Here is a 10,007-nt window from a genome sequence, read left to right as displayed (position 1 = left end):
GCTCGAAGGCGCCGGCCAGCATCAGCACCGCGTGGTCGGGCCGGTAGTGGCGCGCGTAGAACTCGCGCAGCACCGGCAGCGAGAGCTGCTCGATCGAGGCCACGCTGCCGATCACCGGCCGCCCGTAGGCATGGCTGCGGAAGGCCGTGGCCGCCAGTGCCTGCTGCAGCTGCGGCAGCACCGCCTGGCCGCGCAGGGCCAGCTCGTCCAGCACGATGGGTTTCTCGCGGGCGATGTCGGACTCGTCCAGCCGCGCGCCAGACATACGCGCCGCCTCCAGTTCCAGCACGCGCTGCAGCGTGCCGCGTTCGCCCGCGGCGAAGCTGGCGAAGTAGTTGGTGCGATCGGTGCTGGTGGTGGCGTTGAAGCGCACGCCCAGGCGCTGCAGCTCGACGGCGATGTCCGGCACGCCGGCCGCGCCATGGAAGCTCACATGCTCCAGCAGATGGGCCATGCCGGCCTCGGCGGCGCCGCGCTCGTGGCGGCTGCCGACACGGTAGATCACCGTCACGCTGGTGCGCGGCGCGCGCGCCACCGGCATCAGCAGCAGCTGCAGGCCGTTGGCGTCGAGGCGGTACTCGGTGATGCCACCGATGCTGCGGATCTCGGTGAAGCCCGCAGCAGGTGCGGCGTCCACCAGCACGGGCGCCATCAGCATCAGCGTCAGCAGCGACAACAGGCGGGCGAGCATCGACATGGTGAACGGCGACTGTAGGGCATCCGCCCACCCGTGCTGCTTATGATCGACGTTATGAGCATGACCCTTTCCAACATCGTGGCCGGCTGCTGGCGCATGGCCGAATGGGGCTGGACGCCCGCCCAGCGCCTGGCCTGGATCGAAGCCTGCATCGAGCGCGGCGCCACCTCCTTCGACCATGCGGACATCTACGGCGGCTATGCCGTCGAGGCGCTGTTCGGCGAGGCGCTGGCGCTGAAGCCGGCCCTGCGCGAGCAGATGCAGCTCGTCAGCAAGTGCGGCATCAAGCTGGTCAGCGACGCGCGGCCCGCCCACCGGATCAAGAGCTACGACTGCTCGCGCGAGCACATCATCGCCAGCGTCGAGAACTCGCTGAAGGTGCTGCGCACCGACCGGCTGGACCTGCTGCTGCTGCACCGCCCCGACGCGCTGCTGGACGCCGACGAGGTGGCCGAGGCCTTCGACATGCTGCGCCGCGCCGGCAAGGTGCTGAGCTTCGGCGTCTCCAACTACACGCCCTCGCAGTTCGAGCTGCTGAATGCGGCCACGCCTCTCGTGACCAACCAGATCGAGCTGCACCCGCTGGAGCGGGCGCCGCTGCACGACGGCACGCTGGACCAGGCGCAGCGCCTCAAGGCGAGGCCGATGATCTGGTCACCGCTGGCCGGCGGCCGCCTGTTCACCGACACCGGCGCCGCGGCCACCCGCGTGCGCGAAGCGCTGCAGGCCGCGGCCGAAGCCAAGGGCCTCACGAGCGTCGCGACGGCCGCCTATGCCTGGCTGCTGCGCCACCCGAGCCGGCCGATCCCGATCGTCGGCTCGCAGCGGCTCGCGGCGCTGGACGACGCGCTGGCTGCGCTCGACTGGCGCATGGACGCCGAGACCTGGTGGGGCATCTGGCAGGCCGGCGCCGGCCACGAGGTCGCCTGAGCGATCAGGCGCGCAGCGGGCCCGGCAGCAGGTCGCCGATGTCGATCTGCCCGGCCGGCGCCTCGATGAAGCGGTAGAAGAAGCGCGCGGCCAGATTGGCCAGGCCCCAGGCCAGCAGCATCATCAGCAGGCCCGCCGCGAAGCCGCTCATGTCCAGCGCCGCGAAGACGCCGTTGACGAGCAGGCAGACCGAGAAGTGCACCAGGAACAGCGAGTAGGAGCGCGTGCCCAGCCAGCCCAGGCGCGCCGACAGGCGGGGCCGCGCGGCCAGCAGCACCTGGCCGGCCAGGTGGCGCTGCTGCTGCAGCGCCAGCAGCAGCGCGGTCACGCCGGCCACCACCAGGCGCTCGCGGAAGTCGAAGGCCAGCGCCAGCAGCACGCTCAGGGCCAGCAGGGCGAGGCCCAAGCGGCGCAGCACCCCGCTGCGCAACCGCGCGAGCCAGTGCACCAGCACGCCCAGGCCATAGGCGCCGAAGTAGTACGGCGCCCAGGCGTCCAGCTCGGACATGCGGTTGAACAGGAACAGCGAGCCCAGGAACAGGGTCAGCACAAGTAACTGTGCATGTGCGCGGCGCCAGCGCCGGGCGAGCCACAGCAGGCCCACCAGCAGCGCGAAGAGCTGGAAGTCCACCGCCACGTACCAGGCGCCCACGGTCAGGGCCTCCTGGCCCAGCACGTCGTGCAGCAGCAGGCCGTGCGAGAGCAGCTGCGCGAAGCTCACGGACCCCGGCACCAGCTCCGGCAGCGGGCCGCTCACCAGGGCCGAGGCGAGCAGCGTCAGCCCCACGGCGGCCATGAAGGCCGGCGCCAGGCGCAGGTAGCGGCGGCCCAGCAGCTCGGGCACCGCCCCGCGCAAGACCTGGCCCCGGTCGCACAGCGCCCGCGCGCTGAGGAAGCCGCCGACGACCAGGAACACCTGCACCGCCATGCGCGCATAGCGGTACAGCCAGCTGATCAGCTCGGGCGCGAGCGAGCCCACCGCATCGGCGATCGGACCGTAGGCGGCGAGGTGGTGCAGCACGATCAGCTGCGCGGCGATGGCCTTCAGCGCATCGACATGCGGCAGACGGCGGGAAAGGGAAACAGCACTCATGACCCGGCCCCCGTCCGGCTGCGGGGCCGGGCGGACGCGTTATTCCTGGGGTGGTTCGGACAAGCGCCGGGGGTGACGAGGAAAAAGTCTCACCGGCGCGGCGAAACGTGCGGGATTGTAGGGATACCCGCGGCCCAGAATTGTTGCCAGTCGCAAACGGGGCGGCTTGCGCCCGCGCGATCAGGTGGGGGTCAGGTCAGCTCAGGCTGGGCATTAGGTCAGAAACAGCTGTCCGCGATCATCTGCATGCGGCAGCTCCAGGTGAACAGCGGCACGCCCTTCTTGTAGGTCTTGCGGTAGGTGGCGGTCACCTCGTGCGAGATCTCGTCGGGCAGCGGCACGGCCACCGGCGCGTTGCGGGTGTTGGTGTAGAAGTTCAGGAAGCAGTTGATCTCTTCCTTGCAGATGGACTCGATCTCGCGCATGTACGCAGCCTCGTCGCGCGCCTCGGCCTGCGGCACCAGCACCATCAGCACGATGCCCTGGCGGCCCATCACGGTCCAGCCGGGCTGGGTGGCGTTCGGATCGGCGGCGGCGGCCAGCAGCGGCAGCATGAGGGTGAAAGCCGCAAGCAAGGGGGTTTTCATCGCGAGACTCCTGATGTGGCCAGCAGTTTCGCCAGCCGGTCCAGACTTTGCAGATTGTGCGCCGGCAGGTGCAGGCTCACCTCGGGCAGCAGCGCGCGCACGCCCCCTGCACGAGGTTCGAAGCCCTCGAAGCGCAGCAGCGGGTTGAGCCAGATCAGCCGCGCGCAGGCCAGGCGCAGGCGGCGTGCCTCGAAGGCCAGCGCCTCGGCGTCGCCGTGCTCCAGCCCGTCGGTGACCAGCAGCACGGTGGCCTCGCCGCCGGCCAGCACGCGGCGCGCCCAGTCGCGATTGAACTCGTGCAGGCAGGCGGCCAGCCGGGTGCCGCCGGACCAGTCGGCCACCCGGTGCGAGACCGCCGCCACCGCCTGGTCCGGGTCGCGCTGGGCCAGCAGCCGGGTGATCGGCGTCAGCCGCGTGCCGAAGACGAAGCTGGCCACCCGCGGCGCATGGCGGCGCTCAGCCGGGTTGGCCAGGCCGTGGGCCAGGTGCAGCAGCATGCGGGTGTAGCGGCTCATCGAGCCGGAGATGTCGGCCAGCACCACCAGCGGCGGCACGCGGCGGCGCGGGCGCTTGAAATGCAGGGTCAGGTCTTGCCCGCGGCCCTGGGCGCGCAGCGTGGCGCGCCAGTCGACGCGGCCGTGCGCGGCGCGCTCGTGGCGGCGGGTGGCTCGGGCCGGCAGCAGCGGGCGCAGCCGCGCGAGCACGCGGCGGGCGGCGGCCCATTCCTCGGCCGTCATCGTCTCGAAGTCGCGGTGGGCGAGCTTCTCCTGCGCGCTCCAGGTGAGTTGGGCGTCGATCTCGATCTGCTGCTCCGGCTCCTTCGGCTTGTGCTGCGGCGGGGCATGGGGAAAGAGCGCGCCGGCGAGGCGCCGGTTCTCCGGCGGCGGCGGCGCCTTGAACTGGGCCTGCGCCTGCGGCAGCAGCATCGCCATCACCCGCGCCAGCAGCTCGGGGTCGCGCCAGAAGATATGAAAAGCCTGCTCGAACAGCGGCCGGTGCTCGGCCCGGCCGATCATGCAGGCGGCCAGCGTGGCCTTGAAGTCGGCGCGCGATTCGAGACCGCCGAGCTGCAGCGCCTGCAGCGCGAGCTGCACGCGGTCGGTGCCCACGGGCATGCCCGCATCGCGCAGCACGCGGGCGAAGTGCATGACGTTAGCCGCGAGATGATTGCCCAAGATCGTTCGCCACCTGTTGCAACAGCCTCGCCGCCTCCGAACCCTGCACCTTGGCGATGTCGTCCTGGTATTTCAGCAGCACGCCCAGCGTCGATTGAACGGTTTCCGGATCGAGCTGCAGCGCATTCAGCTCCAGCAGCGCGCGGCTCCATTCGATGGACTCGGCCACGCCCGGCAGCTTGTAGAGGTCCAGCTTGCGCAGGCCCTGCACGAACAGCACGATCTGCTTCGCCAGCGCCTCGGGCGCGCCGGGCACGCGCAGGCGCAGGATCTCCAGCTCGCGCTTCGCATCGGGGAAGTCCACCCAGTGGTAGAGGCAGCGGCGCTTCACCGCGTCGTGGATCTCGCGGGTGCGGTTGGAGGTGATGACGACCACCGGTGGCTCGGCCGCCTTGACCACGCCCAGCTCGGGGATGGTGATCTGGAACTCGCCCAGGACTTCCAGCAGGAAGGCCTCGAAGGGCTCGTCGGCGCGGTCCAGCTCGTCGATCAGCAGCACGCTGGGCTGCTGCAGCGCGCGCAGCAGCGCACGGGGAATCACGAAGCGCTCGGTGAAGAGATCGTCGGCCTTCAGCGACGCATCGGCCTTGATCTCCAGCATCTGCCGCGCGTAGTTCCACTCGTAGGCGGCGCCGGCGAGGTCCAGGCCCTCGTAGCACTGCAGGCGCACCAGCGGCTTGGCGAGCAGCGCGGCGAGGGACTTGGCGATCTCGGTCTTGCCGGTGCCGGGCTCGCCTTCGAGGAACAGCGGCCGCGCGAGCCGCATCGCGAGGAAGGCCGCCGTCGCCAGCTCGCGCTGGGCCACATAGCCCTGGGCGAGCAACGCGGCGGCGGTGTCGTCGATCGATGACGGACTCAAGACCCGTCCACCGCCCGCCCCGCGAGCACCGGGATCAGCGCCGCGCGGTACTCCGCCGAGCCGTGCAGGTCGGCGTTCAGTCCCTCCGGGCTGATCGTTATGCCTGAAGTGGCGCCTGCGCTCCAGCTGGACGCCAGCGCCTGCTCCAGCGCCGCCGCGCGGAACACCCCGTTCGCCCCCGCCCCGGTCACCGCCACGCGCACGCCCGCCGGCCCCTTGCTGACGAACACGCCCACCAGCGAGAAGCGCGAGGCCGGCTGCTTGAACTTCTGCCAGCCGGCCTTCTCCGGGATCGGGAAGCTGACGGAGGTGATGACCTCGCCGTCCTGCAGCGCCGTCGTGTAGATGCCCTGGAAGAAGTCGTCGGCCGCGATGCTGCGCCGGTCGGTATTGACGGTCGCCCCGAGGCCCAGCACCGCCGCCGGATAGCAGGCGGCCGGATCGTCGTTGGCCAGGCTGCCGCCGATGGTGCCGCGGTTGCGCACCTGGCGGTCGCCGATGCGGCCGGCGAGGTCTGCCAGCGCGGGGATGGCCTTCTGCACCTCGGCGGAGGCGGCCACCTCCGCGTGCGTGGTGGTGGCGCCGATGGTCACCTTGCCGCCGTCGACCTTGATGCCCTTCAGCTCGGCGATCGAGCCCAGGTCGATCAGCGCCTCGGGCGCGGCCAGGCCCAGCTTGATCGTGCCGAGCAACGACTGGCCGCCGGCGATCAGCTTGGCGTCGGGCGCCATCGCGGCCTTGGAGGCATCGGCGACGGAGGCGGCGTTCTGATATGCGAATGTCATGGTGCGTCCTCCTTCGTTCAACGGTTCGCCTGGATGGCTTGCCAGACCGCATGCGGCGAGGCCGGCATCGGCACGTCCCTGACGCCCAGCGCGTCGCAGATTGCGTTGATCACCGCCGGCGGCGAGCCGATCGCGCCCGCCTCGCCACAGCCCTTCACGCCCAGTGGGTTGTGGGTGCAGGGCGTGCCCTTGGCGGTCTTCACGTTGAAGCTGGGCAGGTCGTCGGCGCGCGGCATCGCGTAGTCCATATAGCTGCCGCTGAGCAGCTGGCCGCTGTCGTTGTCGTACACGCCGTGCTCCAGCAGCGCCTGCCCGATGCCCTGCGCCAGGCCGCCCTGCACCTGGCCCTCGACGATCATCGGGTTCACGACGTTGCCGAAGTCGTCCACCGCGCTGAAGCGGTCCACGCGCACGCGGCCGGTCTGCGGGTCCACCTCCACCTCGCAGACATAGCTGCCGGCTGGATAAGTGAAGTTCGTCGGGTCGTAGAAGGCGTTCTCGTTGAGCCCGGGCTCCATCTTGTCCAGCGGGTAGTTGTGCGGGACGTAGGCGGTGAGGCTCACCGAGGCGAAGGGCACGGCCTTGTCGGTGCCGGCGACCTTGAAGGTGCCGTTCTCGAACTCGATGTCCGTGTCGGCCGCCTCGAGCAGGTGCGCGGCGATCTTCTTGCCCTTGGCGATCACCTTGTCCACCGCCTTGACGATGGCCGTGCCACCGACCGACAGCGAGCGGCTGCCATAGGTGCCCATGCCGAACAGCACCTTGCCGGTGTCGCCGTGCTCGATGGACACGTCGTCCAGCGGGATGCCAAGCCGATCGGCCACCACCTGCGCGAAGGTCGTCTCATGGCCCTGGCCGTGCGAGTGCGAGCCGGTGAAGATGGTCACCTTGCCGGTCGGATGCACCCGCACCTCGCCGGCCTCGAACAGGCCCGCCCGCGCGCCCAGCGCGCCGGCGATATTGGACGGTGCCAGCCCGCAGGCCTCGATATAGGTCGAGTAGCCGATGCCGCGCTTCAGGCCCTTCGCTTCCGAGGCCGCCTTGCGCGCCGCGAAGCCGGCCACGTCGGCCAGCTCGATCACGCTGGAGAGCGTGGCCTCGTAGTCGCCGGTGTCGTAGGTCAGGCCCACCGGCGTGGCGTAGGGGAAGGACTTGATGAAGTTGCGGCGGCGCAGTTCGGCCGGGTCGATCTTGAGCTCGTGGGCGGCCGTGTCCACCAGTCGCTCGATCACATAGGTTGCTTCGGGCCGGCCCGCGCCGCGGTAGGCGTCGACCGGCGTGGTGTTGGTGAACACGCCGGTGACTTCCGCGTAGATGGACGGCGTCGTGTACTGGCCGGCCAGCAGCGTCGCGTAGAGGATGGTCGGCACGCTGGAGGCGAAGGTGGACAGGTAGGCGCCGAGGTTGGCCGTGGTCGTGACGCGCAGCGCAACGAACTTGCCGGCGGCGTCCAGGCCCAGCTCGGCCGTCGTCACATGGTCGCGGCCATGGGCATCGGTCAGGAAGGCCTCGCTGCGTTCGCAGGTCCACTTGATCGGCCGGCCGATCTGCTTGCTGGCCCAGGTGATCGCGGTCTCCTCGTTGTAGAGGAATATCTTGGAGCCGAAGCCGCCGCCGACGTCCGGCGCCACCACGCGCATCTTGTGCTCGGGGATGCCCAGCACGAAGGCGCACATCAGCAGCCGCGCGACGTGCGGGTTCTGGCTCGTCGTGTAGAGCGTGTAGGCGTCCTCGGCGGGGTTGTAGGACGCATTGGCGGCGCGCGGCTCGATCGCGTTGGGCACCAGGCGGTTGTTGCGGAACTGCAGCTTCGTGACATGCGCGGCACCGGCGATCGCCGCATCGGTGGCGGCCTTGTCGCCGCAGCCCCAGGTGTAGCAGACGTTGTCGGCCACCTCGTCATGGACGGTGGCCGCGTTGCCCTTGGCACCTGCCGTGTCGACCACCGGGGCCAGGTCTTCATAGTCGACCTCGACCAGCATCGCCGCGGCCTTGGCCTGCGCATAGGTCTCGGCGACGACCAGCGCCACCGGGTCGCCCACGTAGCGGACCTTGCCGTCGGCCAGCACGGGATGCTTGGGCTCCTTCATCGGCGTGCCGTCGATGCTGGTGATCAGCCAGCCGCAGGGCAGGCCGCCGATCGCGCGGAAGTGCTCGCCGGTGTAGATGCCCAGCACGCCCTCGGCGGCTTCGGCGGCGGCGGTGTTGACGCCCTTGATCTTCGCGTTCGCATAGGGCGAGCGCAGGAAGAAGGCGTAGGTCTGGCGCGGCAGGACGATGTCGTCGGTGTACTGGCCGCGGCCGGTGAGGAAGCGCGCGTCCTCGCGACGCTTGACGGATTGGCCGATCAGGCCGGCTTGAGGGGCATTCATCGTCATGCTCCCTGCTTCATGCCGGCGGCGCCCACCTGCACGGCGCGCACGATGTTGTGATAGCCGGTGCAGCGGCACAGATTGCCTTCGAGGCCCTCGCGGATCTCGGCCTCGGAGCTACAGCGGTGGTGCTGCACCAGGTCGACCGCGCTCATCACCATGCCCGGCGTGCAGAAGCCGCATTGCAGGCCGTGGCATTCCTTGAAGGCTGCCTGCATCGGATGCAGGTCGCCGTTCTTCGCGGCCAGGCCTTCGATGGTGGTGACCTGCGCGCCCGCCGCCTGCACGGCCAGCATCGAGCAGCTCTTCACCGCGCGGCCGTTCAGGTGGACGGTGCAGGCACCGCACTGGCTGGTGTCGCAGCCGACGTGGGTGCCGGTGAGGCCGAGTTCCTCGCGCAGGAACTGGACCAGCAGGCGGTCGGGTTCGACCTCGCGGCTCACGGACTTGCCGTTGACCGTGAGCGTTAGCTTCTGGCTCATCGTGGTGTCTCCTTGTGTTTTCATGTTCAAGCCGACACTCGATGCTCCCCCCCTGCCCCGATCCCGCAATCTGCGCTAACCCTCATGGATGCCCATACATCCCGGGACAGCCGAACCGGGATGGCACAGTCCGGCAGAGCTCTCGCAAACGCGGTATGTTTGCGGCCGATCCAAGGGAACGAACACGCAATGGACAACGTCGATCTTCAAGTGCTGCGCCAGGTCTCGCTGTGGATGGCCGAGGGCCGCCGCGTCGTGCTCGGCACGATCACCCGCACCTGGGGCTCGGCGCCGCGGCCGGTCGGTTCGGTCGTCGCCGTGCGGGACGACGGGCAGATCGCCGGGTCCGTCTCCGGCGGCTGCATCGAGGACGACCTGATCGCCAAGGTGCGCGAAGGCGCGCTGAACCTGCGCTCACCTGAACTTCTGCGTTATGGCGTCGGCGCCGAGGAGGCGACCCGCTTTGGCCTGCCCTGCGGCGGCACGCTGGAGCTGATGCTGGAGCCGCTGTCGGCGGCTTCGCAGATCGATGCGCTGCTGGCCCGCCTGGATGCCGGCCAGCGGGTGCAGCGGGTGCTGGACCTGCGCAGCGGCGCGGTGCGCCTGGAGGAGCCGCTGGCGAACGCCGATGTCGTCGCCCTCACCGAGGCCACGCTGGCCACGCACCACGGCCCGCAGTGGCGGCTGCTGGTGATCGGTGCCGGCCAGATGACGCAGTACCTCGCCGGCATGGCCCTGGCGCTGGACTACCAGGTGCTGATCTGCGACCCGCGCGAGGAATATGCCGACACCTTCTCGGTGCCCGGCGCCGCGCTGACCCGCGAGATGCCCGACGACGTGGTCACCGCCTTCGCGCCGGACGGCCACAGCGCCATCGTCGCGCTCACGCACGACCCCAAGCTGGACGACCTGGCCCTGATGGAGGCGCTGCGCAGCCCGGCCTTCTACGTCGGCGCCATCGGCTCGCGCGTCAACCAGGCCAAGCGGCGGGCGCGGCTGATCGAGCACTTCGGCGTCGAGCCCGCAC

Annotated in this window: 10 protein-coding genes; 2 read left to right on the top strand and 8 right to left on the bottom strand. The window is 70.2% G+C overall.

Annotated elements, in window-relative coordinates; translation table 11 throughout:
- A partial coding sequence (locus B0W88_RS26290; protein ID WP_144006983.1) for a pitrilysin family protein occupies window positions 1-697 on the bottom strand: 697 nt, incomplete at its 3' end.
- A 54-nt stretch (window positions 698-751) separates the two neighbouring features.
- On the opposite strand from B0W88_RS26290, the gene B0W88_RS26285 reads away from it, so the two are divergent.
- Window positions 752-1,627 (top strand): aldo/keto reductase family oxidoreductase, encoded by an 876-nt coding sequence (locus tag B0W88_RS26285; RefSeq protein WP_144006982.1) that lies wholly within the window; start codon window positions 752-754, stop codon window positions 1,625-1,627.
- 4 nt (window positions 1,628-1,631) lie between these two features.
- On the opposite strand, the gene B0W88_RS26280 is transcribed toward B0W88_RS26285, so the two are convergent.
- The 7 genes from B0W88_RS26280 to B0W88_RS26250 all read right to left on the bottom strand — a co-directional run bounded on the left by B0W88_RS26280 (window position 1,632) and on the right by B0W88_RS26250 (window position 8,980).
- Window positions 1,632-2,720: an acyltransferase gene (locus B0W88_RS26280; RefSeq protein ID WP_077037550.1), complete on the bottom strand. Its 1,089-nt coding sequence runs from the start codon at window positions 2,718-2,720 to the stop codon at window positions 1,632-1,634.
- 218 nt (window positions 2,721-2,938) lie between these two features.
- Window positions 2,939-3,307, bottom strand: a complete 369-nt coding sequence (locus B0W88_RS26275) for a hypothetical protein (protein ID WP_077037549.1) — start codon at window positions 3,305-3,307, stop codon at window positions 2,939-2,941.
- A complete protein-coding gene (locus tag B0W88_RS26270) occupies window positions 3,304-4,455 on the bottom strand; it encodes a VWA domain-containing protein (RefSeq protein ID WP_077037548.1) in 1,152 nt (383 codons plus the stop codon). Before B0W88_RS26270 ends, B0W88_RS26275 begins: the two co-directional genes overlap by 4 nt.
- A gap of 4 nt (window positions 4,456-4,459) precedes the next feature.
- Complete coding sequence (locus B0W88_RS34510) at window positions 4,460-5,341, bottom strand: MoxR family ATPase (RefSeq protein WP_077037547.1); 882 nt, start codon at window positions 5,339-5,341, stop codon at window positions 4,460-4,462.
- Window positions 5,338-6,126 (bottom strand): xanthine dehydrogenase family protein subunit M, encoded by a 789-nt coding sequence (locus tag B0W88_RS34505; RefSeq protein ID WP_077037546.1) that lies wholly within the window; start codon window positions 6,124-6,126, stop codon window positions 5,338-5,340. The genes B0W88_RS34510 and B0W88_RS34505 overlap by 4 nt, the downstream gene beginning before the upstream one ends.
- A gap of 17 nt (window positions 6,127-6,143) precedes the next feature.
- A complete protein-coding gene (locus B0W88_RS26255) occupies window positions 6,144-8,498 on the bottom strand; it encodes a xanthine dehydrogenase family protein molybdopterin-binding subunit (protein WP_077037552.1) in 2,355 nt (784 codons plus the stop codon).
- A 2-nt stretch (window positions 8,499-8,500) separates the two neighbouring features.
- Complete coding sequence (locus B0W88_RS26250; RefSeq protein WP_077037545.1) at window positions 8,501-8,980, bottom strand: (2Fe-2S)-binding protein; 480 nt, start codon at window positions 8,978-8,980, stop codon at window positions 8,501-8,503.
- A 189-nt stretch (window positions 8,981-9,169) separates the two neighbouring features.
- Between B0W88_RS26250 and B0W88_RS26245 the strand changes: the two genes are divergently transcribed.
- Window positions 9,170-10,007, top strand: an 838-nt coding sequence (locus B0W88_RS26245; RefSeq protein WP_077037544.1) for an XdhC family protein, incomplete at its 3' end; no start/stop codon positions are given.

The organism is Pelomonas sp. KK5, from assembly GCF_001984095.1.
GTDB lineage: Bacteria > Pseudomonadota > Gammaproteobacteria > Burkholderiales > Burkholderiaceae_C > KK5.
The sequence above is the reverse complement of the archived record's forward strand: the minus strand, read 5'-3'. Positions and strand labels throughout refer to the sequence as shown.

Coding starts and splice junctions, on each gene's coding strand:
- B0W88_RS26270 (WP_077037548.1), bottom strand. CDS start 4,455: ATGCACTTCGCCCGCGTGCTGCGCGATGCGGGCATGCCCGTGGGCACC.
- B0W88_RS26275 (WP_077037549.1), bottom strand. CDS start 3,307: ATGAAAACCCCCTTGCTTGCGGCTTTCACCCTCATGCTGCCGCTGCTG.
- B0W88_RS26285 (WP_144006982.1), top strand. CDS start 752: ATGAGCATGACCCTTTCCAACATCGTGGCCGGCTGCTGGCGCATGGCC.
- B0W88_RS26250 (WP_077037545.1), bottom strand. CDS start 8,980: ATGAGCCAGAAGCTAACGCTCACGGTCAACGGCAAGTCCGTGAGCCGC.
- B0W88_RS34505 (WP_077037546.1), bottom strand. CDS start 6,126: ATGACATTCGCATATCAGAACGCCGCCTCCGTCGCCGATGCCTCCAAG.
- B0W88_RS26280 (WP_077037550.1), bottom strand. CDS start 2,720: ATGAGTGCTGTTTCCCTTTCCCGCCGTCTGCCGCATGTCGATGCGCTG.
- B0W88_RS26255 (WP_077037552.1), bottom strand. CDS start 8,498: ATGAATGCCCCTCAAGCCGGCCTGATCGGCCAATCCGTCAAGCGTCGC.